Raw genomic sequence first — 25,095 nt, 5'->3', positions numbered from 1 at the left:
ACGCCGAGCTCGAACTCGCTGATGCTGCCCTTCATACCGAGCAGCAGGCGGTCGTTCGGCAATCCCGGATCGTAGACTCCGTCCAAATCGATCACGCGTGCATCGACTTCGCCGCACAACTCGAGCAGCCGATGCCAGTCCGGCCCGTTGCGCGACAGGCGGGACGCCTCCAGGCAAAGCACGGCGCCCACATGGCCGGTGCACAGATCGTCGACCAGGCGCTCGAAACCGGGACGCTCCACAGCCCCGCTTGCGGTTCGTCCCAGATCCTCGTCGATCACCTCTACTTTGCGGAATCCCCAGCGCCGCGCGACGTCGACAAGCTCATATTGCCGACGTTGGCTCTCAAGGTTGAGCTGGACCTGCGCCTGAGTGGACTGACGCACATAGACGACAGCCTTGCGCTTGAGGACGGCAGTCGGAATCAGATTACCGCTCGTCATCGCAGCTCTCCTCCTCCGTTGCCACGCCGGCGGCGGCCATCAGTACGTTGGCGAGCCGGGCGATCACTATGGTCCGTTGCGCTGAACTCAGCCCGTTCAGCTTCTGCGAGTCGAGCGGCAAGCTGAGTTGGCGAACGACCACGAGAGATCGTGTCGGTGGTGGCAGGGTTCTCATGTTGCGCCTCCGCGATGGTGAAACCATCCGGACAGCCTCGCCGGAAACGGCGTTCGATCAAGAGCTTGTGAAGCTCAAGCAGCGCGGCAAGCGATACGCGCGGGGAGCCCAGGTCCATCGCCGCGCAAGCCACGGGATCGATCATCCAGGCCGGAGCGGTAATGACATGCCCCGGCACGATGACGAGATGAATGATCCGACCGTTGGCGCGTTCTTCGCTGTTCTCGCAGCGAAGCCGGCGTCCGAAATACGGATGCCAGCGATAATGGACTTCGACCTCCTGTCCAACATGGGCAGAATGACCCCGAGATTGCGACATCGAGAAGCTGCGCGAACTGAGCCTGCCGTGGCCGGGAGGTGCCGAATGAGCCGGCTTCGAACAGCGCTCGAGCGCTATGTGGGCATGCGCCAGGGGTTGGGATACAGGTAACACGGCCTCGCCGGACGGTTGTCGGATTTCGTCACCTTCATGGAGGCTCGCGGCGCCGAGACCATCACCACGGCGCTGGCAATGAAGTGGGTGACGTTGATCGGCCGACAACCGAGTTGGTCCATCCGCCTGACCGATGTGCGCTGCTTCGCTCAGCACCTCGCTCATTTCGATCCTCTGACCGAAGTGCCCCTCGCGACGCCGTGCCGCCGGCGCGGTGGGCAAAACCCTACATCTATACCGATGCTGAGATCACGGCGCTTCTGGCGGCGGCACTGGCGCTGCCGCCGGCCAAGGCCCTGCGTCGCTGGACATATCATTGCCTGTTCGGATTGATAGCGGTCGCCGGGCTACGCCATTCCGAAGCGCTGGACCTGCGCCGAGACGACGTCGATCTCGACCAAGGTGTCCTCACCATTCGGGAGACGAAGTTCGGCAAGTCGCGGCTGGTCCCGCTCCATGCCACGACGGTCGCCGTGCTGTCGGACTACGCCGCGCGACGCGACGCGCATCTCGGCGCGCCTCGCAGTCCCTGTTTCTTTGTCGCCGAGCAGGGCGGCAGATTGCTGCACCAATACGTTCACCGGGTGTTCTGGCAGCTGTCGCGACAGATCGGCCTGCGGCAGCGGGGGCAGCGCAATGGTCCGCGTCTCCGTCACAGTTGACACTGCGGGATTTGGACGCGCCTTTCATCGGCGCATTCCTGGAAGACCTCGAGACACTGCGATCCGCCTCAGTGAGGACCCGTAATCTCCGCCTCACGGCCATTCGGTCTTTCTTCAGATATGCACTTCGAGGAGCCGGCCCATAGCGCCCAGATTCAACGCGTGCTCGCGATCCCGAGCAAGCGATGCGACAAGCGACAGCTTCAGTTTCTCACCAGGCCCGAGATTGAAGCGATCCTGGCCTGTCCGGATCGCAGCACATGGCTGGGACGGCGTGATTACACTCTGCTGTTGCTGGCCGCGCAAACGGGGTTGCGGGTCTCGGAGATCATCGATCTCGACCGGGACTCGGTGATGCTGGGGCACGGTGCCCACGTGCGATGCCTTGGCAAGGGCCGCAAGGAGCGAAGTACGCCCGCTCACCAAGGTTGCACAGCAAGCCCTTCGGGGCTGGCTCAACGAGCCCAGGAAGCGGGGCGCAACGGCTCTCTTTCCGAACACGCACGGCGGCAAACTGAGCGCCGACGGCGTGCAGGCGCTGCTGAACAAATATGTCGCCAAGGCTCGCGAACACTGCGTCACCCTCCGCTCGAAGCGGGTGTCGCCCCATGTTTTGAGGCACAGCGCTGCCATGGAGCTGCTGCAGTCGATTGTTCGGTCATCGCCTTATGGCTGGGCCATGAGGCGATGGAAACGACGCTGACCTATCTTCACGCACATCTTGGGCTGAAGGAATCCGCACTTGCCAAGCTGAAGCCATACGAACGCGCAAAGGCCGAACGATTTCGGCCAAACGACCGGCTTCTTGAGTTCCTGAACGCCCTTTGAGCATGAGAACTATGCCGAGTGTCAACGACGGGTTCTTGGTCAAATGGCGGGCAAAGCGCATCATACCGCCATGATCGGACGAGGCGCTCGGCATAGTTCGCCGGTCGGTACCGCCAAGCTCAACGACGTCGATCCGCAGGCCTGGCTGGCCGATGTCCTCGCCCGCGTCGCCGACACGTCGATCACACGGCTCGAGGACCTGCTGCCTTGGAACTGGCGGCCCGTTCGGGCGCTCATGGCGTCGGCCGCGTAAACAGCGCGCGAAACAGTTCCTCCGAGCGCCGAAGACCCTCGTCCGTCAACACCGAGGATTTTGCCTTGTTGACCGGGTCGGCGATCAATCCCTTCCGGTGAAGTCGATCCGTCACGTCCCAGTCAAAGCTCTTCCAGGCGCACCGTTCATTGTGCAGGGTCAGCCAAAGCAGTGCCAGGACCGCATCATCGATCTTGTCGGTGTCGATCTCCATCGCTGCAGCTTAACACAGACCGCACCCGCCGCGGCCCAGACCGGATGGATACGGCGCGCCGGGTGTCGGGCTGCGCGGACCTGAAGCAATCAGGCCAGCGCCACGCAGATGGCTGATCAGGTCGCGAGAAATCTCTTTCCCAAAAAAGCTCGACAGTTCTCCACGCGTAATCGGCTAGAAGTGTTGATCTCGAGGCTTGGGTGCGGCGCGATCATCCGTTGCGCCGTATTCGGGCGATTGTGAGCGAGGCGCTGGCGGCATTGGAGCGGGACTTGGCGGCGCTGTATTCGCCGACGGGGCGGCCTTCGATCCCGCGGGAGCGCTCAACAAGGCCGGGATGTTGAGCGCAAAGACATGATCGACAGCAACCACGCTTTGTCGCTCACCCGCCAAGCCCGCGCGCTCGGGAAAGCAGCCACCTAACCTCACTGTGGACTGTGGCCTCCACCATCTAGACGACTTGTCCAGTCGCTCCGCGACCGCGGGCCGCTAAATCCAATCAGCGCTTTTCCTAGTTCCCGGCTCCATGCCTTCGTCGATCCATTTAATCCGCGGTCGCGCCTCCAAGACTAGCTCGCTTTCGCAGGTGATCGGGAAATGGCATTTGAACCGATGCTCGGCGTCATCCGAATTGGCCGCAGGTTGGGGGAAAACCCGGCTGCAGATTTCCTGCGCGTACTGGCATCGCGTGTGGAACTCGCAGCCGGTTGGCCGTCTCAGCATGCTCGGCACCTCGCCCTTGATTTCGATTCGGTTGAGAACGGCATCCGGATCGGGCACTGGATTGGCCGAGAGCAGGGCTTGCGTATAAGGATGGCGCGGATGGTCGAAAACGCTTTCGGTTGAGCCGATCTCGACAACCCGGCCCAGATACATGATCGCCATACGATCGGCCATGTGGCGGACTACGTTGAGGTTGTGGGTGATGATCAGGATGGCGATCCCGAGTTCATCCTGGAGTCGAGCAAGCAGATTAAGCACCTCGCCCTGGACCGACACGTCGAGCCCAGCTGTGGGCTCGTCTGCGATGATAAGGTCTGGGTTGAGTGCAAGGGCACGAGCGACGCCGACGCGCCGGGCCTGTCCGCCAGAGAGCTGGTGGGGATAGCGGCGCCCAAAGTCCGCCGGCAAGCCGACCATGCGCAACAGGCGCTCCGCTTCGGCACCGGGATCGCGATTACTCACGCCGTGTATGCGGAATGGCTCGGTGAGGAGCGACTGCACGGTCAGCCGCGGCGAGAGGGAGCCCACGGAATCCTGGAACATCATCGTCATGCGGCGCAGGTAGGACTTTCGTTCGGCCGCTTTGAGGCCGATAAGTTCCTGCCCGTCGAAACGAATGCTGCCGCTAACAGCCGGCTGAAGGCCGATGATCGTGCGCGCGATGGTGGATTTGCCAGATCCGCTTTCGCCGACGAGGGCGAGCGTCTCGCCCTTGCGGATTTCAAACGAGACGCCGCACACAGCGTCAATGAAAGGGTCTGCCGTGGCCGTGGTGAGCGCCTTCAGTGACCCCATGGTGCGGAAGCGGACGCGCAGGTCCTGGACACTCAGCAGCGCACTCATGCCGCAACCATCCCGGCTCGATCGAGCAGATGGCATCGCGCGACCTGGTCAGCAGCGACACGGTATTCGCCAGGCCTCTCATGCACGCAGCGCTCGAAAGCGTGAGGACACCGCGGTTGGAAGATACATCCGTTCCTGCTTCCGAGCAGACTGGGGACGTTTCCGGGGATGGTCGGCAAATTACGCGTCCGTTGTTTGATCCGTCCAGGATCGCACTCAAGCAGCGCCCTTGTATAGGGATGGCCGGGGTTATGGAAGATGTCGCGTACGGCACCCTGCTCCACCACCTCGCCCGCATACATGACGGCAACGTGGTCGCACAGTTCGGCGACCACACCGAGGTGGTGGGAGACAAACAGGATGGAGCAACCGATCTCCCTTTGCAGATCCCTGAGCAAATGGATGATCTGGACTTCCAACGTTGCATCAAGCGCTGTGGTCGGCTCGTCGGCGATGAGCAGCGCCGGTCTCACCAGAAGTGCCATGGCAATGCAGATGCGCTGGCGCATGCCACCAGAGAACTGATGCGGATAATTCCCGATGCGGCTTTGCGGATCGGGAATTCCGACGCGCTTGAGCATGTCGATCGCACGACCGCGCTTTTCACGACGGCCTCGTTGTTCGTGGTGTTGGATATCGATCATCTGGCTCTCGATCGTCCGCACCGGATTGAGCGCGGTCATCGGATCTTGGAAGATCATGGAGAGGCGATCGCCCATCAGACTGCGTCGCGCCTGGGCGGTCAGCGTAAGCAGGTCGCGTCTTTCGAATATGATGCTGCCGGCAGTTACCTGAGCGTTTTCTGGAAGTAGACCCATCACAGTATAGGCAAGTGTGGATTTGCCGGATCCACTCTCCCCGACGATGCCGACTATCTGTCCGGTCGGCACGTCCAGCGAAACGTTGCGCAGTGCGTGAACACGTCCGCGTGGCGAGCCGAAGTCGAGGTTGAGGTTCCGAACCTCGAGAAGCGGATGGGCGGACATTGGCGGTGTCGGATCCTCACGTCTCATAAGTCTTTCCGCAGCTTGGGATCGAATATGTCACGCAATGCCTCGCCAAGGAATGTGAAGCCCAGCGTGGCGACCACTATTGGAATGCCGCCGGCAAAAACCAGCCAGGGGGTCTGATTGATATAGCTATAGCCATCATTGAGGATAGCTCCCCAGTCGGGCGTGGGTGGCTGCACACCCATGCCGAGAAAGCTGAGACCCGCTTGCACGGCGATGACCGCAGGCACATCCATGCTCACAAGAATAAGAAGCGGACCAATCACGTTTGGCAGCATGTGAACGGCAAGGATGCGCATCGTGCCAGCGCCCATGCTGCGCTCCGCGTCAATGTAATCGGAGTTGCGCAGGGCTTGCGTTTGGGTGCGCACGACACGCGCATAGATCGGCATCGATGTTATTGCGATGACCAGGGTCACGCTGGACATGCTGGGGCCAAGAAGCGCGATGATCGCCAACGCAAATATGATCCCGGGAAAGGAGCGGATTGTGTCGAAGAATAGTAGCAGAAGATTGTCGAGCCAGCGCGGCCCGAACCCTGCTATCAGGCCAAGCACGAGCCCAACGACAAGCGAACTGCCGAGCGATGCAAAGGAAACGAGAAGCGGGATGCGGCTGCCCATGATGGTACGCGAAAAGGTGTCGCGGCCGAGTTGATCCGTGCCAAGAAGAAAATCTGCTGAAGGGCCCGCCAAACGAGGCCCGACCATTATGCGGATAGGGTCATGTGTGATGATGAGCGGACCAAAGATCGCGCTCGCCACCATGACTAGGACAAGCACCGCGCCAAGCATGCCCAGACGGTTTTTAAGCAGTTGCCGCAGGAAAGCTCCGAGGGCACCTGGATTGTGCCTTGCGGGAGCTTCTGTACCAATCGTGTCAATGCTGGTCATAATCAGAGCTTTTCCCGAGTCCGCGGGTCAAGGCCGGCGTTGATGACATCAGAGAGCGTCGTTGCTATCACGATAAGGAAGGTGGTGACCACGACAACGCCCATCACAATTGGATAGTTGCGCGTATTCACCGCCTGCACGATCAGCGCGCCGATCCCCGGTCTTGCGAACACCACCTCGACAAACACCGCTGCCGACAGCAGCCATGCGATCCCTACGCCCAAGATGGTTACCGTTGGCAAGATCGCAAGCGGCAGAGCGTAGCGGGAAACAATGCGCCATTCCGAAATCCCGAAAGAGCGAATCATGCGGATATGGTTCTCGCCCAGCGTTTCGAGCATGGACGCGCGCACCAGTCGTGAGATATAGCCAACCCATCCAATCCCCATTGCAAAGCTAGGCAGGACCAGGTGGATGAGCCCATCCACTAAGCCCTCGCCCGGCCCGATCGCCGGCAGCCAGCGGAGGGCGACGGCGAAGATCAGCAGTGCGTAAACTGCCATGACAAAGGAAGGAATGGCGAAGGTAGCCACCGCGATTACCCCAACCGCTTGATCGAGCAAGGAATTGCGCCGCATGGCAGAGTAGCACCCTAGCGGCATGGCGATAGCGGCGGCCCAAAAGATGGAGACCAGGATTAGCTCAATCGTGTAGGGCAGTTGCCCAAACACGATGTCGGCGACAGGTCTCTGGCTGAACACATCATACCCGAGATCGCCGTGGAGCAGTCCGCCGAAGAAGGTGGCGATCTGCACGAGAAACGGCTTGTCGAGCCCCATCTGCTGATACAGCAGCGCCTTTGCCTCAGGCGTCGCCCGGGGGCCGAGCAGAGTTGCGGCGGGGTCCCCAGGCACGGCATGGATCATCAGGAACAGGAGTGTCACCGCGATCACGATGATCGTGACCGCGAGGACCAACCTCTTACAAAGATAAGACAACATACCTCAGCCCGCCGCCGCCGCTTAACCCGAAGCCGGCTTGAAGTCGAGATATAAAGGGACGCCGTCCGGACGGGTCGCAGCCTGTACCTTAGTCGTGCGGTACACGACAGGAGTAGCACCATTTGTCAGGAAACGGTAGGCGCCCGACTCCTCCAAGAGGTCCTGCATCTCATAATAGAGCTTTGCGCGCTCGTTTGGATCCTCAATCGTCACTGCCTTGGCGTTGAGCTCGTCATAGCGGTCACTGCGGAAGCGCTCCCAATTCCAAATGCCCACTGAGGCTGTCGTGCTGCCCATGTAGTAAGAAGGATCAGGCAGACTGCTGTCGTTTCTGATAAAGAGCTGCATGTCCTTCCAGCGATCGCCTTCCGATTCCTGACCGATCGTCCCGAATGAACCGGGGTCCTGGGCATTGACTTGGACAGCAATGCCGATCTGCGACAACTGCGCCTGAATCGTCTGGGCAATTATCGAAGGTATGCCACTGTTGTCGCAATCGAGAGTTACCTGCAGGTCGCTGACACCGGCCTTTTCCAGGAACTCCTTGGCCTTGGCGAGGTCGCCTTCCGGTGGAACGAGCGCCTTCTCGCGATGTCCGATAATACCTGGCGCAATTGAGCCGGTTGCCACGTTGGCCTGCCCCGCATAGGCGGTGTCCACGACCTGCGGCACATTGATGGCCCATTGAATTGCCTTGCGGACATTGATGTCCTTCAGCTTCGGATGATCCATATTCATGCCAAGCCAGACGATACGGAGGGAAGGATGCTCCTCAACCTTTGTATCGGGCGGCGGATTGCTTTTGAACGTCGCCAGTGAATCGAGACTGATCGTCGCGAAATCAACATCGCCGGCCCGATAGGCGCGTTCCGCCGTCTTGATGTCAGTAATCGGTACGATGCGGATTTCATCAAATCCGGGCTTTGGTCCAGACCACTCGGGATTACGAGTCAATAGCGTGTATTGATTTTGCTTCCAGTCCGCGAGCGCATAGGGCCCAGAGAACGCCGGCGGTTTCATGCCGAAATTGCCGCCATCCTTGGTCGCCTTCATCACCGCCTGCTCGGAAACGATATGACCGGTGGCATAAGGAAAGACAATGGTCCAGACCGGCACGAACGGCGTCTTGAACACGATAACGCCCGTATGATCGTCCTCGATCTCGACATGATCCAATGGGCCGAATTCCTCCGCAGTCCAATACTTGTGCTTGAAGATGCGTTCAAATGAGAACTTGACGTCCTTCGCAGTCATCTCACCATAGCCGCCGGTGAATTTGATGCCTTTCTTCAGACGGAAGCGAATATGCGTCGGATCGACCTGCTCCATCTTTTCGGCCGCCTCCAACTCCCAGCCCCATTCGGAGCCTGGCTTATAATGCGTGAGCTTCGAATAAAGGCAGTTCATCACGTTAATTTCGTAACTCGAAGTGTAAAATCCAGGATCCAGAGTAGCAAGGTCAAACTGAAGGGCGACCTTCAGCACTTTGCCTTCTGCCGCCCAGATCACTTGGGAGAGCGGCATGCCGCTAGCAATGACACCACCGCCCAAGGCGGCTCCTGTCTTGAGAAGAGTGCGGCGGTCGATGTTCTTGATGATGCTTTCCATAGTTTCCTCCCATTGCCGGTTTTAGCTGCTGCGAATTCGTCTATGATTCAGTTTATGTTTGGCTCATCCTGTCACCCTCATGACGCTTACCTCCCACCGCGCAGATCAAGGGTTCCTCCATTAAGTAGCGTGCGGCGGTCGATGTTCTGGGTAGCTTTCACGGTCCGCTCCGATGCGCTGGTCACGTTCCGCTGAAGGCAGATCTCGCGGGGCTAAGAGATTCAGCTGATGCGAGTTCGGCCATCATGCTGATTAGGGGCTGCCAAAAATCCGCGCTGTCGCCGCTCTCGTTTTCGAACACGGCCATATAAACCACCGCAATGCCGGTGTCGGGGTTAGCCAGCAGGTACGTCCCTCCAGATCCCCCGTGGCCGATCCAGGTGCCGTTGGTCGTCGTAAAGCGGCTATAGTACAACCCTTCGCGAGGCTGTGGCCAAGAAGGTCCGGGATTGCGGCGGGTTTCTTCGATGAATGCGGCATCGGCAACACGGCGTCCGTCAATGCCCATGCCGCCACGCGCTAAGAGCAGGCCGAAGCGCGCGAGATCACGAGCGGAAAGGGATGCGCCACCACCGAACTCCGGCACGCCCTCCCGATCGCAGGCGATATGATAGGAGCCCTCAAGGCCTGAAGCCTCCACTATCTCGATAAGCCAGTTGCGAAGCGACCGCTTGCTGACACGCTCGACGATCCAGCCAATCACTTCGGGATTACCATTGTTGTAGATCAAGTGGCCGGTTCGATTGACAAGATTGTCCCCGGTGATGCCGCAGATGATCGAGCGGATCGTCAACTCCGTCCCGTCATCCGGCGGCGAACGCCAACCTGTAGCGGCCTCCATGGCAAACCACGTGGCATCGCCGTCTTCGTTGGCGACATTCATGTCGGCTACGGCCCTGACGGTCGCCTCTCCAAAGCCGGTCCCGATCTCGGGCAGATAGTCCTTTACAGGTCGGTCAAGATCAAGAAGACCCTCTGCGACGCAGCGGCCGAGCATAATATTGAGGGCCATCTTTGTGATCGACATGATGGCGTGTGGCCTGTTCGGCCCGAAATCCGAAGCATAGGCCTCGTAGAGGATGCGATCGTCACGCGCCACGACGAAACCGGAGAAATGCGGCACCGAGAGGAACCGCGCGACGTCTGGTCGCTCCCCAATAGTCCAGTCGATATCTTTCCTGAACGGCAGCACGCGGGGGGAACGCAGTGACGTTACGTAGCTGGCAATGGTATGCAGGTTGTGAAAACCTTGCCGGCGATAGTTGGCCAGATTCCAGTGCGCGCTATTTTCGATCGGCGAAATGACAAGATCCGGGTTGGGTATCGAGGCAAGCGTCATGGGCAGGTATCCTGATTGGGTTCTTATCATGGATTTGATAATCTGTTTTCAGATCATCATTCGTCACAAAGGTCCGATGCTATTTCCCCTGCGAAGCGAGCTCCGCTACAGGGGCTCGTGCGAGGCGCCAGCAAAGCTCCACGGAAGCGGCAGACGGCGACTTTCCCTTCGCGAGTTGTCGTTGCTCCGGCGCTTCATCCGGGACGCTCGAAAAGGATGAGGGGAAGATTGCTCATCGATTCAGCACCGTTTTCGGTGACACGGACGGTGTTGCTCAGCATGTAGGATTCGCCGCGCTCATAGAATCCCAGGTCGACCCGGAAGGTCATGTTGGCCAAGATCTCGGTGTTGTTGTTGGTCCCCAGGCTCGGGCCGTCGGTCCAGTCGAGACCAATGGAATAGCCCATCCGAGATTCCTTAATGAGACCGTACGGCCGGATTGCCGCTTGGACTGCGCGCGCGACATCGGCGCAGGTCGCGCCGGGGCGCAGCGCGGCGGCGGCCGCGTGGAATCCCGCCAGTGCACCCTCGTGTTGGTTCTTCCTGCGTGGTGTGACCGGGCCGAGATGAACGGTCCTCGTCATTGCAGCCACATACCGGTGCTTGCTGGTACCGGCCAAGAGGTAGTACTGCTCACCGGCGGCGAATATGTCATCACTCCACAACTGATGCGGCGCGATCGCGTGCTTACCACCTCGGACGATGGGGGGAGACGGCGGTGGATCACCGGGAATGGTCTCAGTGCCGGCACATAGCGCGGACATGATCGTCGCGGCAACGTCACAGTGCCGCACACCGACGGCAATCTTGTCGATGCCGGCAAGCAGAGCGCGGTCCGCGATCGCAGCCGCCTCGGCCATGAATTGCAGCTCACGCTTGGACTTGACTACCCTACATGACCCGACCAACTCGCTGGCATCAAGCGGCTCCTTAATTCGCAGTGCGCCGACAAACTTGGGGTAGCTGGACAGGCCCAACCAAGAGACTTCTACGCCAATACGTGCCGAGGATCCTACCTTGCCCTTGACGAATTTGCCGATGAATTCCCATGCACTCGCCTCCCCGGAGCCGGCGACGTAACTCTCGGCATATCCGACGACCCGATCCTGCGGGAGCCAGCATCCGGCCTCGGTCGCAGTGTCGGCGTCCATCTTGCGCAGGATGAAATACGGGTCGTCATCCAACGTCACGAGCATAGCCTGCGGCTCTTCACCGGAGAAGGACTCATACCCCAGGAGATAGCACTGATTGGCTTGTGAGATGATCACCAGCGCGTCCATCCCTGCATCGGACATCAAACCCCGCACCTTATCGAGCCGAGCTCGATACTCCGACGTCTCAAACGCCTGCACAAAGTTCCTGTCGTTCATACAGAACGTCCTTTCCTAATTTCGTTATCCGTCGTCAGCTTGTCCAAGGCCCTTGGGTCCAGACCGCCGTGGTCAGTTGACTAGATGCATTTGAAATCTCCATCTACGGAGCACCGAGCAGGCTGGGAAAAAGTCGTCTCCCTGATGCTCAACTTTGATGTTGCCGACCACTGTCGACATATTGTCGTGACCTGTCAACGCGTTTTTGAGATCAGTATTATGAAATCAGCGAGAATTCGCCATTATCGCGCCGGCGAGCGGGTAAGGAACCGGCTTGAACGAATGAACCGGACGACGTCGAGCGATGCCGGAAGAAAGACACGCCCGAAAATCGCGCTCGGCAACGTCAGGCCGGGCCTCTATGAGAAGCGCGCTGCTGCTCGGCCTGCTGATAGATGCGGCCGATCAGATTCGAGGAGACGAGAAATAGCCGGCGCGGCTGCTGGCGCTTTCGGCCGTAACGCTGAATAGGTTCTTACTCACCATGCGGCCTGCCACGATCATGGTCGAAACGGTCATCTTCGTTCCCCGGCATTGAGCACTGGCTTGCTGCTTTCGGAAAGGCGGCAAAGGCGAGCTCATGCTCGGCCGCGTCGGTCCGGCCCAATGTGCTGCTCGCTTTGCCATCGCCTCCTCGATGGTGGTCATGATGACTGTCTCGACATGCGCGCGCTCGCCGTGGCCAAGAACCGGACGCCCGCCTTGAAATCACGGCGCACGGCTGCGACGGCGCGGTCCACCCCTCCTCGCGCACGACTAGATATTGGTGATCACTTTACGACCGACTTCAAGGAGGCCGCGCCCGCGCTGAAGTTCGAGACCCGCGCCTTTATCGACGGTAAGTATATCGAGGCCGCCTCGGCAAGACCTTCCCGACCATCAATCCGGCCAATGTAGTGGAAGGCGCTACCAACAGCCTTTGCCGCCATGGAACCCGACCGTCGGCGAACCTTTGATCGGGGCCATCTTCGTCAGTTCGAAAAGTCTACCCATCTACGCCTTGTCACTGCTTTCCAGGCGTCGGCGAGCGCGCTCACCTTGCCGCGGAAGACCTCCGCCCGTTCGTAGAGTAATTGCCATTCGGCGGCCGGAACCAGCGAGCCGCCCGTCGTCCACGAAACGTGCGTCGCATCCGGCAAAGTCCGCCCAAGTCCCTGCGCCTGGACGTAACGGCGGCCTTCCACGCTCGCGGTCAGGATGAGCGGGCCGAGGAAGGCAATGGCCGCCGAAGGCTCGACCCGGAGGCCTTGGGCGTCCCGCACGGACAGCATGATATCCAGCATGTGGCCATCGTTTGCGGTGTAGATGCCGGAGACCTGGTCAGCCATTAGTGGCGCGACGAAAGGAGACGCGCTGCCGACGGCCAGTCCGTCCGCTTCCGTCACGTTGTCGAGACCAATATCGTAGACGGACACGCTCCGGTGAACGCCCATCAGCAGCTGAAGGAGCATGCAGGGCGAAGCCGAGGGCTCAGCCCAGAAGCAATGTACGTTCTTTCCGAAAAGCGACTTCAGTCCGTAAGTAATCCCGCCGGGCGCGCCGCCGACGCCGCAAGGCACATAGACAAACAGCGGATGATCGTTATCGACGACAATCCGCCGCTCCTCAAGTTGCGAAGCCAGTTCGGCTGCGGCAGCGCCATAGCCGGCAAACAGGTCTATCGAATGCTCGTCGTCGACGAAGTGGCATTTCGGGTCGGCTTCGGCGGCTTGGCGCCCCTGCTGGACGGCGATCGAATAGTCCCCGGCATGCTCGATGACCTCGACGCCATTGGCGCGCAGAAGATTCCTCTTCCAGGTCTTGGCGTCGCGCGACATATGCACCATCGTGCGGAAGCCGAGGCTAGAGGCGATCATGCCCACGCTCAGGCCCAGATTGCCCGTGCTGCCGACAACGACCGAATAGCGCAAAAAGACGGAACGCGCGTCCGGGTGCGTATAGTTCGGCCGCTCCGGGGACGTCCGACCGAGACCGTTCTCAGCCGCCACCCGTTCCGCGAAGGCGAGCACCTCGTTGAACCCTCCCCGCGCCTTGATCGACCCGGCAATCGGCAGGGAATGGTCAGCCTTGACGAGCCAGCGTGGAATGTTCCAGCGCTTTGCGAGATCTTCGGCGGCAAGGAGCGGCGATTCGACGACGTCGGCCAGGCCGCGAGTCTCGGGGAAAGAGCCCTGAAGATGGTAGCGGGCATCGCGCAAACGCTGCCGCGCGTCGGCGATGTCCTGGCGATACGCATCGCCGTCATGCGATTGCGCAACAGCGTGGTTGATCCAGAACACCGGAACTCCCGCCGCCAGTTGGGCGAGAAGCCTTTCCTTCTCCTGGCCATTGTCGTCGAGCATAAGGTGTCCTTGAGGCAAATTTTGCCGATCCCGATCGGGAATCAGCGGAAAGAACCAAGCGACCATTCCTTAACTGATCGATCCGAACCCTGTGCCGACTAGCGCAGTTGGATCCAGATAGCCTTCGTCTCGGTATACTGGTCGTGAGCGGCGAAGCCCTTGTCCTTTCCGCCGAAGCCGGATTCCTTGTAGCCGCCGAACGGGACCGCGAAGTCGCCTTCCGAGTAGCAGTTGACCGAAACGGTGCCGGCGCGGATCGACCTTGCGATCAGGTGAGCCCGGTTGAGATCGTTCGTATAGAGCGACGCCGCCAAGCCGTAATTCGTGTCGTTCGCGATGCGCACGGCTTCGGCGTCGTCACGGACGCTGATGACTGACAGGACGGGGCCGAAAATCTCCTCGCGCGCGATCACCATGTCGTTCGTCACGCCTTCGAAGATGGTCGGCTCGATGAAGTAGCCGCCGGTGCCCTTCAATACCTGGTTGCCGCCGAGCGTCAGCTTCGCGCCCTCGGATTGGCCCTTCTCGATGTAAGAGAGGACCTTCTGCATATGCGGCTCCTCGATCATGGCGCCGATCTTCGTAGCGGAATCCAGCGGATCTCCGACCTTCCAGGTCTTGACGGTTTCCTTGAGCTTCGCGAGCAGAGGTTCGAGGATTTTCTCGGAGACGATCAGGCGCGTGCCGGCGGAGCAGTTCTCCCCCTGGCAAAACAGGAACCCGGCCGCGATCTGCTCGACCACAGGGGTGAAGTCGTTCACGTCATCGAGAACGATGGCCGGACTTTTGCCGCCACATTCCAAGACAATGCGCTTCATGTTCGATTCTGCGGCGTATTTCAGGAAGTGGCGGCCGACCTCGCCGGAACCCGTGAAGCTGATGCAGTCGACGTCCATGTGCAGGCCGAGCGCGCGGCCGGCGGTCGGTCCCATGCCGGGCACGACGTTAAGCACGCCCTCGGGAAGCCCAGCTTCGGCAGCGATGGCCGCAAGGCGCAGCATCGAGAGCGACGTCAGTTCCGCTGGCTTGACGACGATGGAATTCCCGGTGGCGAGCGCAGGCGCAATCTTCCACATTGCGACGAACAGCGGGAAGTTCCACGGCAGGACCGCGCCGACGACCCCGACCGGCTCGCGCACGATCATGGAAACGACGTCGAGCGGGGCTGGAGACATTTGATCGTAGAGCTTGTCTGTCGCCTCAGCATGCCAGCGCAAGGTCTCGACGCTGTCGGGAAGATCGACGTTAAGGGAATCATTCAGAGGCTTCCCGCAGTCGAGTGTCTCGATCAGGGCGAGCTCTTCGATGTTCTTTTCGATCAGGTCGGCGAAGCGCAGCAGCGTCTTCTTGCGGTCGCGCGGCGTTTGGCGTGACCACGACCCGCTTTCGAACGCAGCGCGCGCAGCCGCGACAGCCCTGTCGATGTCCGCTTCGTCTCCCGAGGAAACCTGCGCCAGTTCCTTGCCCGTAGCAGGGTTGAAAGTCGCAAACGTTTCGCCGCGTTCGGTGCCGCGATAGTAGCCGTTGATGAACGGGCGGGTCTCGTAGGTCGCGGGGATCGTGATTTTGACGGTCATATTATGTCCTCAACCGGCTCTTGTGCCCTTCAATTTAGCCAGGAGGCGATGTTCTGCGACCTGAGGTCTTCGTAGAGCTTACGGAACTCGGAGCGCTCGGCATCTGAAAGGCCCATCAGCGGAGCGCGGACCTCGCCGATGGCAATGCCAGCGAGCGACGCGCCGAATTTAACGTACTGGTTGAACTTCCCGCCGTTCTCCAGCAGGTAAATCAAAGGCATCATCGCCTTCATCAGCTTGCGTCCGAGCAGGAAGTCTTCCTTCTTCATGCACGCATTGTAGAGGGCGACGTGTTCGGCCGGCAGGAAGTTGGAAGCGCCGGCGATCCAGGAGCGTGTGCCCCACAGGAATTGGTCCAGGACCTGGTCATCGAAACCGCAGACGCGTTGCAGCTCGGGATAGAGGACCATGTGCTGGTAGTAGCGGGAGATTGAACCGCTCGATTCCTTGATGGCGAAGATCTTCTTGATATCGAGGACGCCTTCGAGGAACTCCTTGTCCATATCTACGCCGGTGCGGGCGGGGAAATTATAGAGGATGATCGGCAGTGACGTGCTCTTGGCGATGTTGCGGAAATGCGCAATGAGTTCCGACTTGCCCGGCAGGGAGTAAGGTGGAGCCGCGAGCAATTGCGCCCCGTAGCCCAAGCCTTCGGCGAACTTTGCGATCTCAATCGTATCCTCGGGCCGCATGCTGTTGGCGCCGACATAAAGCGGGATGCGGTCCTTCACGACCTCGGCCACGCGCGCCAGGACGGCTTTCCGTTCCTCGAGGGTCTGAGAATAGTATTCGCCGGTGGAGCCGCCGGGAATGAGGGCATGCACGCCGTTGGAGACGAGAAACTCAACGAGCTTGTCCAAGGCCTTCAGGTCCAGACGGCCGGTATCATCATATGGGGTGGCGAGGGCCGTCAGGATGCCGCTCAGTTGAGGTATCTGCATCTGAAATCTCCATCCATCAATCCATCCATGTGAAGGCACAGGGATTAGCCTGCGAAAAGGTCGTTCGCGTGTAGCGAACGCCGGTCGCTTTTTCTGTCGACATATTGTCGTTCATAGTGATTGTCAACGAGTTTTGATGCTCCGCACCCTGGCGCGGCCTGACCAGCGAAGTGAACATTGACCGAGACCTCAAGCGTCGCGTGTCGGACTCACCTGCGCCTTCCTCGGGTGGCGTTTGCGGGGCACGGTCGCTGCCCGTTCAGCAGACCAAAGTCGCCACCGGCTGCGCCGTCCTCAATCGCATGCTTGCCTGAGCACGCCCAAAATCCGCCCGCCGCGAGGCAGCCACGGCATAGTCTGTCGCTTCAAAGATCCGCTCAAGTCCGGATCCATGCACCAAAGCCCAACATCGTCATGTGAGCTTGGAATTTTTTGAGTCACTTTCGACTATCGTCTTCAATGGCGTGATGGACCAATGAACCAAGTCGACGGCACGCTGAAGTATCGCCTCGGAGCGAAGAAGACTGGATGAAACGGCGATGACGTGTCCCAAACAGTCTCGATAGTCGCCTTTTCTGACAATCGGCGTCTTAGGTTGAACGTACCATTTGACCTCGGCGACACCTGATACGGCAGCCGCTTGACTGTCGCCCGCGATCCAATCGAGCGTGCCATCGCGATCAGCAACTAGGTACCGCGCGGTCGCAGTGTGCGAATGCCTTCTACGCAAATCGCATTCGTCGCCGATGACAAGCTTGACGTGTTCGGTGATGAGATCGACACCGTAAGCCAGCCGAACCATTTGGGGGGTGGGCGAGCCATGAAGCCTCGGATTGACTTCAATGACGACTGGGCCACGCGTCGTCCACGCGCATTCAATGCCCGTTGGCCCCCAACCAAGGCCGAGAGCTCGCAAACAGCTCAGCGAAACATCGACGATACGCTCATGCTCGCCATCAGTCAGCGGGGCCGGATAGGTACTCGAACGATATACAAAATGCGGTGGGGGGCCGCAGTCACCGGTGCTAATTCCAATGATCTGATCTCCCATTATGTCGATCCCATAAGACGGGCCTTGTGCGAATTCTTCGACCAGTATCCTCGGCGAGGACTGCCATATGTGCTGCCCGCCCAAAAGATAAGTCGTATGTTCGACCAGCTCATCGGGAGTGCGGCACAATCGAACACCGACGCTGCCGCTGCCCACCGCAGGCTTAACTATCACCGGCAGTCCGATCTCCGCGGCAGAAGCCTCTACCTCCGCGACGTTGGCCGCCAGGCGATAAGCAGGTATCGGGACGCGTGAGGCCGCGAGAAGTTGACGCTGAGTGTACTTATCGAGGCATTGTTCGATAGCTTCCGGGTTCGGTCCAGGTAGATCGAAATGCCGACAGAGCTTGCTGGCCGTCGCATAAAACGCGTCCCGAGCGCTCGTGATGCCGGCGATGTCATAGGTCGCTCGGAGCCGGGAACATTCACGGATCAGCGCATCCAGATCGTCTGTATCAACACGGATTGTCTCAGCCCCTTTCGCCGCGAAATGATCATACCGAGTTGGATCGTCCGAAAGGGTAATTGGCTCAAGGCCAAGACGCTGAGCAGCCTGGACGTATAGCAGGCCCGAACCCATCATCGTGCCTCCAAGTATGATCAGCGCTCTTGCCATCGACTGTGGACCCCTTCTGTGCGTGCCGTGCGGCGGTCTGAAGGATTGTGGGCATCTTTGTAGCCGCGCTTGACCTCAGACCTTGCCCGGAGGCTACCATCGTCAACGATTTTGCGGCGTTAAGGATCTGCGAATTTTATTTCGAGTTTTGTTGCAACGGTAAGCGCCTCTGCCGGCGTTTTCCAAGCCAGGGTCTTTCTCGGTCGGGCATTGAGGGCCGCTGCGACGGCGGCGATCTCGTCGGCGCTGTGGATGCTCAGTTCTGTGCCTTTCGGGAAGTACTGACGCGGCTGCCCGTTGGTGTTCTCGTTGCTGCAATGGGCTTTGCGGATCGCAGAAGTATATCTAGTTTGGGACGATCGTGCGGGCAGTTTCAGGTTCCCTGATCCCAGGTCGGCGAACGACGAAGTTCTTCGGGCAGGTTGATGATGGCGCGCACTATCGCGCCGCGCATGGCTTTAGCCCCGTGTCCCGCGAGCGCAGGCCCGGTCTTCGTGCGCGGAGCTTCGCCATGTTCGCGAGCCTAGACCTAGACTATAGACTAGGAGGATGCAGTAGCATCGTGAAGCGCGTCGTGCGCTCGACCAGCGTCCCGATCGCCGAGCTGCCAAGACCGAAGATCCCCTTCCCCAATCTCGGCACCGATCGGTCGGCCGCGTCGGCGGATTTGATGCCCTTGGCCGGCCCAGTTTCTTGGCAGACTCGAGGCCGAAGTAACGCGACGCCTACTCAATATAGGCCCGGATCGCCGCGCTGGAGCGGCTCGTCGGCAAACAGGCTGTGGAATTGGATTTCCTAAAAAGATCCCATGAGGCGACGGGCGGCGGAACTCAGGTAAGGTTTCGGGGTCCGACATCCTAACCTTGGAGACGTCTCATGAATCTCTCATCCGTTGCTCTGCCGCCCGTCGACGAGAAGACTGTCACAATTTTCATGGCACTGGAATTGAGTAAGTCGACCTGGCTTGTGGCCCTGCACTCGCCGGCGGTCGACAAGATCAGCCTGCATCGCCTGCAAGGAGGTGAGACCGAAGGGCTTATGGCTCTCCTTGAACACCGGCGCGAACAGGCGCAGGCCGCCTTGACGCGTCCAGTTCGGGTAATGTCGTGCTACGAGGCCGGCCACGACGGTTTCTGGCTGCATCGTTTCCTGTGAGACCGCGGCATCGACAATCAGGTTCTGGACGCGGCCAGCATCCTGGTCGAACGCCGCGCCAAGACGGGCCGCCTCGATGCGGCGGCGCTGCTGCGCACGCTGATGGCGCTGGAACGTGGCGAGCCGAGGGTCTGCCGGGTTGTGCGCGTGCCGAGCCTCGAGCAGGAGAACGATCGCCGTCGCAGCCGGGAACGGGCTCGGCTCGTCAACGAACGCGGCCAGCATTCGAGCCCCGTCAAGCGGCTCTTGATGACCCAGGCATCCGCGACTTCAAGCCAGCCAGACGGGACGGGCGTGAGCAGTTGGAGACGCTGCGCACGGCCGACGGGCGGGATCTGCCGCCCTGCCTGAAGAACGAGATCAAGCGCGAGTGCCGCCGCTTGTGGCAAGTGATCGAGATGATCATGGAGGGCGGGGCTGAACAGCGTCAGGCCGCCGAGACCACAGCTCCCGGGATCGCCCAACTGAGTCATCTGCGTGGCATCGGCCTGACGATCGCAAGCGTAATGATGAACGAGGTGTTCTTCCGCGATTTCCAGAACCGGCGTGAGGTCGCCGGTTATCTCGGTCTTGCATCCAGCCCTTGGAGCAGCGGCGCCGTCAGCCGCGATCAAGGCATCCAAAGATCGGGCAATCCGCGAGCGCGACGAACCGCCATTGAACTTGGCTGGCTGTGGCTGCGCCATCAGCCCGATAGCGGTCTCGCGCGCTGGTTTCATGAGCGCGTCGGCGCCGGCAAAGGACGCATCCGCCGCACCATGATCGTCGCCTTGGCGCGCAAGCTTATAATCGCCTTGTGGCGGTATCTGACCCAGGGCCCGCTGCCGGAGGGCACCATGACCAGGCCTGACGAAAGAGTTCGACGCGAGGGCGGCCAACGGCACTTGCGACGAAGCGGGATGGATGTGGACCGGCGCCCCCCAGGGCTGTTAACGCCGTCAAAAAGATGGGTCCCATCCTTCCCGGCCTCGCCAAACTTGCCCGTGAATGCGGGATATGGGTGCAGGCTCCACCCGAGCCGACCGGATATGAGGTGATGTGGACTTGTTCCGCAATTCGCCGCGAGGCCGGTCCCGACTACGTTCGAAAGTGACCTAGGCCGTCACCACTACCATTGACACGATGTGCCTCATATGAGGGGAGTCGGAAAAGCGCACTTTGCCGCTGAAACGAGGGATTACGTCCGTCATCACCGGCCCTGCGGCACCTCCGTCGCCGAAGGGTGTCGAATGATGGGATCGCGCGTCCAACCCACAATAACCTTCCGGAAAGGCGAGCCGACGACACGGCGGTCGTCGAAGCGATGTTGGTCGCCGATTGCCAGGGCGACGCATTGGTCTGCTCCCGTCAATCGCTCGGCTTAACCGCTTTGGGACCGTGGTGAAAACCTCCGATGGTGTCGGCGTTGCACAATGTTGTATGCAGGTTGTCGACCTTGACCGGACTGGCTAATTGTAGGAAGTCGAACATCGTGGATGGGCGGTTGAGCGAAGCCGTTCAGGCACCTCGGATGGTCTGCTTGATCAGAGCTGATCTGGAGCAAGGATACGAATGAATATGCGAGTAAGAAAAGCAGCATCAGCGCATAAGACTGCGGTTCCCCGAGAAACCGGAAGTACCCGGGTCTATACCGAGCTTCGTCACAACATTTTAAGCATGGTGCTGCCCCCCAGCGCCCCCTTGGACGAGGTAGGGTTGGGACAACGCTTCCAACTTTCGCGCTCCCCTATTCGAGAGGCACTGGTGCGCCTTGCGAGCGAGGGATTGGTCGTTACCCTTCAAAACCGCAGCACCATCGTAGCCCCTCTCGATTTCCGCAGCGTGCCCGAATATCTGGATGCTTTGGATCTTCTGCAGCGCGCTACCCATCGGTCAGCTGCCATTTGCCGCTCTCAGCGGGACGTAGAGGAAATCGAAGCTACACTTGGGATTTTCGAGAAGAAAGCGAAGCTCAGTTTCGATACCGACGACTGGTTGCCCATGATCGAAGGTAACTACGATTTTCACATTCGGATCGCGCAGGCGGGCCGCAACCAGTATTTTGCCGGATTTTATAAGCGGATTCTGGAGGAAGGGCGACGGATGCTCTACTTTCACAGTGAATTCCTCTTCAAAAGCCTGGGTTCCACAGTAGGGCGCCTGAACCAGCATCACCGAGAAATGTTAGAAGCCATCCGCGTTCAAGATCCAGACGAGACCGAGCGCCTTGCCCACGAGCACGCGAGGCAGTTCAAGGGGGACTTCCTAAAATACATGGAGCGGAGCATCACCTCGAAAATGAAAATCGCCACCTGAGGGAAGTCCTGCCGAAGCGCATCGCTTGACTGTCGAACTAATGTCGATTTATGCCTTTTGGCACAAGGATCGGCATTGGCGCACGATCTTTGAACGGCGAACTTCGAGGGATTTTCATGGAAGATGGCGCGCAGGCTTGTGCCGTGGGAGTCGTTGGCGCTGGCATCGTCGGGGTTGCATTGGCTTTTTTGCTCTCCAGGCGGGGCTTTGTCGTAGCACTCCTCGATCGCGACGCTCCCGGAAGAGCCGGACCGTCCTTCGGGAATGCAGGACATATTGCGGGATCGGAGATATTTCCGATCAGCAGTCCCGGCATTCTAGGAACCGCAATCCGTATGCTGGTCGACCCAAATGCTCCGTTGAAGATCGATCCCTTCTATGCGCCTAGGCTGGCGCCTTGGCTATATCGCTTCTACCTCAGTGGTCGGCAGAGGGCCTACCAAAAGGCGACGGAAGCGCTGACGCTGCTTAGCGCCAAGGCACTACCTTCCACCAAAGCGCTGCTGGCGGAAGCCGGACTGGGGAACATGGTTCGGCACGCGCCAGCCCTCTACCTCTATGAGTCGAGGCATTCGTTAGAGAGCGCCATCCCGAACTGGCGCGCGAAACTCGAGCACGGTCACAGCTTCACAGTTATTGCCGACCGGCGCGATCTCGCCGAACTTGAGCCATCCCTTTCTCGTGAGTTTGTGGGCGCCATCTTGTCGGATAACTGGGGTGCAGTCACCGATCCGTATGATGTGGTGACGAACCTGTTTCAAGCTGCGATTGGCAGCGGCGTCGAGTATCGGCGTGCAAACGTGGAGGAGATACATCCAGCAGAGCACATGATCACCGTTAAGGGTGAGGGGCAGGCGTTCAGCTTCGATAAGATTGTGATTGCATGTGGCGCGAATACACCCTTGCTTGCCCGTCAAATCGGCGATCATCTGCCGATTGAGGCGGAAGGTGGTTACAACTACACCTACCCGGCCTCTGGGCTAGAACTGAACCATCCGCTCATCCTCGCTGACCGAGGAATCGCTGCGACGAGCCTTTCAAGCGGTCTCAGGGTGGGTGGCTGGGCCGTGTTTGCGGGTCTAAATTCCGAGCCGAAACAAGCCTATTTCAAACGCATCGAAAAAATAGCGGAACGGACTTTTCCGCACCTGTGCACTCAGGGGGGTAAGCCTTGGTCAGGCCTTCGCCCTTCGACACCGGATTCGGTACCGGTTATCTCACGATCTGCAAGAGCGAAGGGGATATTCTACTCGGCGGGCCACGGCCATTGCGGACTGAGCTGGGCCGCGGCCTCGGGGGAGATCATGTTGGAACTGCTGAGGGGAAACCAACAAGCTGGCCAGCCGTTCGCGATCGATCGCTTCGAACGTCCTGGGTAATCCCACCTTTCGTTCCAGGCCCGCACCAGAATTCCGCCAGGAGCGCCGGCGTCCACAGAATCAGGGTTACGGGAGCCACAAGCCATGCGGGAACGTTGAGCCCCAGCCGGCCTCAGGTCGAAGTAAGCGAGTGAAGAGCTGCATCGGCAGTGCGCGTTCCAGCAATATCTCGAAAAGCCCGAGGTGCAGAGCCGGCCGGCCTTCCCGTGGCCGGTCCCGATGACATGTCGCCGCCGACTAGGCGTCCAAAGAATGTGCTGCCGCGGAGTGGCTCCGTACGCGCCCTCTTGAAATACGTGCCGCGGTCTGGTACGAGTGGCTGATTGTCGTCATTATGTAGACAAGAATGTGCATCGCCCGCTTCCGCTCTGCGCCGCTGTGTTATTCGCCAGTCCGAGGAAACAAATGCACTGGAACAAGACCTTCACGATGGTGGAAGCACACGCCGAAGGAGACGTCGGTCGTGTCGTCACCGGCGGTGTCCTGTCGATTCCGGGCGAGACCATCCTCGACAAACTGCTATACATAAACAACGTCGACGACCGGCTGCGCCGCTTCCTGGTGAACGAGCCCCGGGGATGCGCGCAGATGAGCACGAATCTGCTACTGCCGCCGGTGCATCCCGAGGCCGACGCCGCCTTCATTATCCTGCAGGGCGACAAGGCGCATGCCATGTCCGGCTCCAACAGCATCTGCCTCGTCACGGTGCTTCTTGAGACCGGCATGGTCGAGATGAAGGAGCCCGAGACGATCGTCACAATCGAAACCGCAGCCGGCCTCGTCAAGGCCGTTGCCAAATGCTCAAACGGGAAATGCGAGCGCGTCACTCTCGACATGCCGCCGTCGTTCCCGCTGCTTTTGGACGCCGAGGTGGATGTCCCAGGTCTTGGCAAGGTGGTGGTAGACATTTCCTATGGCGGCATCTTCTACGGGCTCATAAATCCCGAGCAATTCGGCCTGAAGCTCACGACCGAGAATGCGAGGAAGCTGGTCGATCTCGGCTGCCGTGTCCAGCGGGCCATCGACATCCAGCTCGACGTCCGGCATCCCGAGATAGCCGGTCTGAGCGGGCTCTCCTACACGATGTTCGTCGGCTACGACGACGAGGGCCGGATGAAAGGCGTCACGGTTGTCCCTCCGGGCCGCGTTGACCGTTCGCCATGCGGCACGGGCAACAGCGCGCGGCTCGCGGCCATGTATGCGCGCGGCCAGTTCGCGGAAGGCGAGAAGCGGATCGCGCGCTCGATCATCGACAGCGAGTTCGAGGTCTCGATCACCGGAACGACCAAGGTGGCTGGCAAGCCCGGCATATTGCCTAGGATTTCCGGGCGCGGTTGGATTCACGGCATCCATCAGATCGGCGTCGACCCGACGGACCCCTACCAGCTTGGTTACATGGTGTCCGATTGCTGGGGCGACGCCTTCGACCTGCTCAAGTAACGTTGCGAAGCCTCGTCGTCGATCCGCGGCCGGAGCCCTGTTCAGGACGTCATGATCTTCACTTTGAAGTTGATCGCTTCAGAAATTGAAGGAAGTTCCCCTTGAATTGGGGCGGCGTGCTCTGCACCTGGTGCTCGGCGGATACGGCTTCCTCGAGACGCGCTTTTAGAAGCGGCCCGCTCTACCCGTCGTGATATGGGAATCACCGCGCGCAGCGATGGGCGAAGGGAAGCCGCGAGCTGCTAGGCCCTCAGCGGTGTCGGAGTTGAGCTTCGTTGGAGCCGGCCGTAACGGTGACTGGCTGGCCGGTCTGATCAAGGAGATTGGTTAGCGCGTGCCGGTCTACGATGCCGGGATGATCGCGTCGGCCGATGGTCTCGCGGCCAGCAGCCCGGCTTAGGCCATCACGATCTTCACTTTTGACGTGACTGACTGCTCCAGATACTCGGCGTCCCAATCGCGGCCTCGACCGACGACGGCGGGCGGCGATCGCCTTCGGCTTTGACGACCGCCATTGGAACGAGGAACTCGCGCTTCAACGTTATGAGCTGCTCTACGAAGCCGC

General features: G+C 60.0%; 22 protein-coding genes and 5 pseudogenes. 9 read left to right on the top strand and 18 right to left on the bottom strand.

Annotated features, from left to right (window positions below; all coding sequences use genetic code 11):
• Positions 1-443 (bottom strand): recombinase family protein (locus tag NKH28_RS31735; protein WP_352981202.1); only part of this gene is annotated, 443 nt, incomplete at its 3' end.
• The gene (locus NKH28_RS31730; protein WP_352981201.1) at positions 440-1,216 is read right to left on the bottom strand and encodes a hypothetical protein; all 777 of its coding nucleotides are present in this window, start codon (positions 1,214-1,216) and stop codon (positions 440-442) included. The genes NKH28_RS31730 and NKH28_RS31735, both read right to left, overlap by 4 nt.
• Between NKH28_RS31730 and NKH28_RS31725 the strand changes: the two genes are divergently transcribed.
• The 3 genes and pseudogenes from NKH28_RS31725 to NKH28_RS31710 all read left to right on the top strand — a co-directional run.
• Positions 1,135-1,713, top strand: coding sequence for a tyrosine-type recombinase/integrase (locus NKH28_RS31725; protein ID WP_502906689.1), 579 nt, complete (start codon positions 1,135-1,137; stop codon positions 1,711-1,713). The two genes, NKH28_RS31730 and NKH28_RS31725, sit on opposite strands and share 82 nt — an antisense overlap.
• Positions 1,692-2,541, top strand: a pseudogene (locus tag NKH28_RS34585) (tyrosine-type recombinase/integrase); the annotation flags it as partial. The gene NKH28_RS31725 and the pseudogene NKH28_RS34585, both read left to right, overlap by 22 nt.
• 109 nt (positions 2,542-2,650) lie before the next feature.
• Positions 2,651-2,794 (top strand): annotated as a pseudogene (locus NKH28_RS31710) (transposase domain-containing protein); the annotation flags it as partial.
• On the opposite strand, the gene NKH28_RS31705 reads toward NKH28_RS31710, so the two are convergent.
• A complete protein-coding gene (locus NKH28_RS31705) occupies positions 2,775-3,008 on the bottom strand; it encodes a DUF6429 family protein (RefSeq protein WP_352981199.1) in 234 nt (77 codons plus the stop codon). The pseudogene NKH28_RS31710 and the gene NKH28_RS31705 sit on opposite strands and share 20 nt — an antisense overlap.
• A gap of 48 nt (positions 3,009-3,056) precedes the next feature.
• Positions 3,057-3,182: pseudogene (locus tag NKH28_RS31700) on the bottom strand (SMC-Scp complex subunit ScpB); the annotation flags it as partial.
• A 26-nt stretch (positions 3,183-3,208) separates the two neighbouring features.
• Here NKH28_RS31700 and NKH28_RS31695 point away from each other — a divergent pair.
• A pseudogene (locus NKH28_RS31695) lies at positions 3,209-3,340 on the top strand (transposase); the annotation flags it as partial.
• Positions 3,341-3,497: 157 nt separating this feature from the next.
• Here the strand turns inward: NKH28_RS31695 and NKH28_RS31690 are convergent.
• The 8 genes from NKH28_RS31690 to NKH28_RS31655 all read right to left on the bottom strand — a co-directional run bounded on the left by NKH28_RS31690 (position 3,498) and on the right by NKH28_RS31655 (position 12,383).
• Complete coding sequence (locus tag NKH28_RS31690) at positions 3,498-4,574, bottom strand: ABC transporter ATP-binding protein (RefSeq protein ID WP_352981198.1); 1,077 nt, start codon at positions 4,572-4,574, stop codon at positions 3,498-3,500.
• A complete protein-coding gene (locus NKH28_RS31685; protein ID WP_352981197.1) occupies positions 4,571-5,560 on the bottom strand; it encodes an ABC transporter ATP-binding protein in 990 nt (329 codons plus the stop codon). Before NKH28_RS31685 ends, NKH28_RS31690 begins: the two co-directional genes overlap by 4 nt.
• A gap of 23 nt (positions 5,561-5,583) precedes the next feature.
• Complete coding sequence (locus NKH28_RS31680; RefSeq protein ID WP_352981196.1) at positions 5,584-6,477, bottom strand: ABC transporter permease; 894 nt, start codon at positions 6,475-6,477, stop codon at positions 5,584-5,586.
• A 2-nt stretch (positions 6,478-6,479) separates the two neighbouring features.
• Positions 6,480-7,418 (bottom strand): ABC transporter permease, encoded by a 939-nt coding sequence (locus NKH28_RS31675; RefSeq protein ID WP_352981195.1) that lies wholly within the window; start codon positions 7,416-7,418, stop codon positions 6,480-6,482.
• Between the two features lie 21 nt (positions 7,419-7,439).
• Positions 7,440-9,026, bottom strand: coding sequence for an ABC transporter substrate-binding protein (locus tag NKH28_RS31670; RefSeq protein ID WP_352981194.1), 1,587 nt, complete (start codon positions 9,024-9,026; stop codon positions 7,440-7,442).
• 181 nt (positions 9,027-9,207) lie between these two features.
• Positions 9,208-10,365, bottom strand: coding sequence for a serine hydrolase domain-containing protein (locus tag NKH28_RS31665; protein WP_352981193.1), 1,158 nt, complete (start codon positions 10,363-10,365; stop codon positions 9,208-9,210).
• Positions 10,366-10,559: 194 nt separating this feature from the next.
• A complete protein-coding gene (locus tag NKH28_RS31660) occupies positions 10,560-11,735 on the bottom strand; it encodes a M24 family metallopeptidase (protein ID WP_352981192.1) in 1,176 nt (391 codons plus the stop codon).
• Between the two features lie 405 nt (positions 11,736-12,140).
• Positions 12,141-12,383 (bottom strand): hypothetical protein, encoded by a 243-nt coding sequence (locus tag NKH28_RS31655; RefSeq protein ID WP_352981191.1) that lies wholly within the window; start codon positions 12,381-12,383, stop codon positions 12,141-12,143.
• A 15-nt stretch (positions 12,384-12,398) separates the two neighbouring features.
• Here NKH28_RS31655 and NKH28_RS31650 point away from each other — a divergent pair, with 15 nt between their 5' ends.
• On the top strand, positions 12,399-12,632 hold the full coding sequence (locus NKH28_RS31650) for a hypothetical protein (RefSeq protein ID WP_352981190.1): 234 nt from the start codon (positions 12,399-12,401) through the stop codon (positions 12,630-12,632).
• Between the two features lie 74 nt (positions 12,633-12,706).
• Here NKH28_RS31650 and dsdA read toward each other — a convergent pair whose 3' ends face one another.
• From dsdA to NKH28_RS31620, 6 genes and pseudogenes are all read right to left on the bottom strand, one after another.
• Entirely contained in the window at positions 12,707-14,077 is a 1,371-nt protein-coding gene (gene dsdA, locus NKH28_RS31645; protein ID WP_352981189.1) for a D-serine ammonia-lyase, read from the bottom strand.
• A 98-nt stretch (positions 14,078-14,175) separates the two neighbouring features.
• On the bottom strand, positions 14,176-15,654 hold the full coding sequence (locus NKH28_RS31640) for an aldehyde dehydrogenase (RefSeq protein WP_352981188.1): 1,479 nt from the start codon (positions 15,652-15,654) through the stop codon (positions 14,176-14,178).
• Positions 15,655-15,683: 29 nt separating this feature from the next.
• A complete protein-coding gene (locus NKH28_RS31635) occupies positions 15,684-16,595 on the bottom strand; it encodes a dihydrodipicolinate synthase family protein (RefSeq protein ID WP_352981187.1) in 912 nt (303 codons plus the stop codon).
• A gap of 412 nt (positions 16,596-17,007) precedes the next feature.
• Positions 17,008-18,228 (bottom strand): ATP-grasp domain-containing protein, encoded by a 1,221-nt coding sequence (locus NKH28_RS31630; protein WP_502906688.1) that lies wholly within the window; start codon positions 18,226-18,228, stop codon positions 17,008-17,010.
• A 152-nt stretch (positions 18,229-18,380) separates the two neighbouring features.
• Positions 18,381-18,921 (bottom strand): annotated as a pseudogene (locus tag NKH28_RS31625) (transposase); the annotation flags it as partial.
• A gap of 225 nt (positions 18,922-19,146) precedes the next feature.
• The gene (locus NKH28_RS31620; protein WP_352981185.1) at positions 19,147-19,641 is read right to left on the bottom strand and encodes a hypothetical protein; all 495 of its coding nucleotides are present in this window, start codon (positions 19,639-19,641) and stop codon (positions 19,147-19,149) included.
• A 77-nt stretch (positions 19,642-19,718) separates the two neighbouring features.
• Here NKH28_RS31620 and NKH28_RS31615 point away from each other — a divergent pair, with 77 nt between their 5' ends.
• From NKH28_RS31615 to NKH28_RS31600, 4 genes are all read left to right on the top strand, one after another.
• Entirely contained in the window at positions 19,719-20,453 is a 735-nt protein-coding gene (locus NKH28_RS31615; RefSeq protein WP_352981184.1) for a transposase, read from the top strand.
• Between the two features lie 514 nt (positions 20,454-20,967).
• A complete protein-coding gene (locus tag NKH28_RS31610) occupies positions 20,968-21,711 on the top strand; it encodes a GntR family transcriptional regulator (RefSeq protein ID WP_352981183.1) in 744 nt (247 codons plus the stop codon).
• 89 nt (positions 21,712-21,800) lie between these two features.
• The gene (locus NKH28_RS31605; RefSeq protein ID WP_352981182.1) at positions 21,801-23,090 is read left to right on the top strand and encodes an NAD(P)/FAD-dependent oxidoreductase; all 1,290 of its coding nucleotides are present in this window, start codon (positions 21,801-21,803) and stop codon (positions 23,088-23,090) included.
• A gap of 405 nt (positions 23,091-23,495) precedes the next feature.
• Entirely contained in the window at positions 23,496-24,530 is a 1,035-nt protein-coding gene (locus tag NKH28_RS31600; protein ID WP_352981181.1) for a proline racemase family protein, read from the top strand.
• Positions 24,531-25,095 lie beyond the last annotated feature (565 nt).

The sequence above is a fragment of the Mesorhizobium sp. M1227 genome (assembly GCF_040318315.1).
GTDB lineage: Bacteria > Pseudomonadota > Alphaproteobacteria > Rhizobiales > Rhizobiaceae > Mesorhizobium.
This window is presented reverse-complemented; position numbering and strand designations above follow the sequence as displayed.

Bases quoted from the DNA above. Each gene is read 5' to 3' on its own strand.
- NKH28_RS31730 (WP_352981201.1), bottom strand. From the start codon at position 1,216: ATGAGCGAGGTGCTGAGCGAAGCAGCGCACATCGGTCAGGCGGATGGA.
- NKH28_RS31705 (WP_352981199.1), bottom strand. From the start codon at position 3,008: ATGGAGATCGACACCGACAAGATCGATGATGCGGTCCTGGCACTGCTT.
- NKH28_RS31690 (WP_352981198.1), bottom strand. From the start codon at position 4,574: ATGAGTGCGCTGCTGAGTGTCCAGGACCTGCGCGTCCGCTTCCGCACC.
- NKH28_RS31685 (WP_352981197.1), bottom strand. From the start codon at position 5,560: ATGTCCGCCCATCCGCTTCTCGAGGTTCGGAACCTCAACCTCGACTTC.
- NKH28_RS31680 (WP_352981196.1), bottom strand. From the start codon at position 6,477: ATGACCAGCATTGACACGATTGGTACAGAAGCTCCCGCAAGGCACAAT.
- NKH28_RS31675 (WP_352981195.1), bottom strand. From the start codon at position 7,418: ATGTTGTCTTATCTTTGTAAGAGGTTGGTCCTCGCGGTCACGATCATC.
- NKH28_RS31670 (WP_352981194.1), bottom strand. From the start codon at position 9,026: ATGGAAAGCATCATCAAGAACATCGACCGCCGCACTCTTCTCAAGACA.
- NKH28_RS31665 (WP_352981193.1), bottom strand. From the start codon at position 10,365: ATGACGCTTGCCTCGATACCCAACCCGGATCTTGTCATTTCGCCGATC.
- NKH28_RS31660 (WP_352981192.1), bottom strand. From the start codon at position 11,735: ATGAACGACAGGAACTTTGTGCAGGCGTTTGAGACGTCGGAGTATCGA.
- NKH28_RS31655 (WP_352981191.1), bottom strand. From the start codon at position 12,383: ATGACCACCATCGAGGAGGCGATGGCAAAGCGAGCAGCACATTGGGCC.
- NKH28_RS31650 (WP_352981190.1), top strand. From the start codon at position 12,399: ATGCGCGCGCTCGCCGTGGCCAAGAACCGGACGCCCGCCTTGAAATCA.
- dsdA (WP_352981189.1), bottom strand. From the start codon at position 14,077: ATGCTCGACGACAATGGCCAGGAGAAGGAAAGGCTTCTCGCCCAACTG.
- NKH28_RS31640 (WP_352981188.1), bottom strand. From the start codon at position 15,654: ATGACCGTCAAAATCACGATCCCCGCGACCTACGAGACCCGCCCGTTC.
- NKH28_RS31635 (WP_352981187.1), bottom strand. From the start codon at position 16,595: ATGCAGATACCTCAACTGAGCGGCATCCTGACGGCCCTCGCCACCCCA.
- NKH28_RS31630 (WP_502906688.1), bottom strand. From the start codon at position 18,228: ATGATGGGTTCGGGCCTGCTATACGTCCAGGCTGCTCAGCGTCTTGGC.
- NKH28_RS31620 (WP_352981185.1), bottom strand. From the start codon at position 19,641: ATGCTGGCCGCGTTCGTTGACGAGCCGAGCCCGTTCCCGGCTGCGACG.
- NKH28_RS31610 (WP_352981183.1), top strand. From the start codon at position 20,968: ATGAATATGCGAGTAAGAAAAGCAGCATCAGCGCATAAGACTGCGGTT.
- NKH28_RS31600 (WP_352981181.1), top strand. From the start codon at position 23,496: ATGCACTGGAACAAGACCTTCACGATGGTGGAAGCACACGCCGAAGGA.